The sequence below is a fragment of the Amycolatopsis sp. SID8362 genome (assembly GCF_010550475.1).
Lineage (GTDB): Bacteria > Actinomycetota > Actinomycetes > Mycobacteriales > Pseudonocardiaceae > Amycolatopsis > Amycolatopsis eburnea.
In genome coordinates this window covers 1-422 of the sequence record NZ_JAAGNB010000998.1, presented here as the reverse complement: position 1 = coordinate 422, position 422 = coordinate 1, and the positions used below count along the sequence as shown (strand labels likewise).

The 422-nt window shown below is 77.0% G+C and carries 1 pseudogene; it reads right to left on the bottom strand.

Annotation, left to right across the window (positions count from 1 at the left end):
• Nucleotides 1-422 (bottom strand): annotated as a pseudogene (locus G3I65_RS31020) (ferredoxin-NADP reductase); the annotation flags it as partial.

The window sequence follows — 422 nt, the reverse complement described above, 5'->3', positions numbered from 1 at the left end:
GTCTCGCGGGCGCACGCCTTGTTCGTCCCGATGCCGCCCGACGGGCCGCGCTTGATCCAGCCCGCCACGTACGTCCCGGGCGCGACCCGGCCCGATTCGTTCGGCACCGTCCCGGTTTCGCCGTCGAACGGCAGCCCGGGCACCGGCGCGCCGCGGAAGCCCGCGGCCCGGACCACCCGGCCCGCCGGGATCTCGATGCCGCCGGACGTGAGCACGCTCCGGACCTCGGTGTCGCCGGTGAACTCGACCGGCGAGGAGTGGAACCGCAGCACGATCCGGCGGCCGTCCGGGGGCGGCGACGACCAGTCCACCGCCTCGCGCGGCACGTCCCGCAGGAGCGCCGCCTTCCCGGCGCCGGCGTCGATCGCCGCGGTGATCCGCGGGTCGTGGTCGTCCACGACGAGGTCACCCCGCGCCGCCAG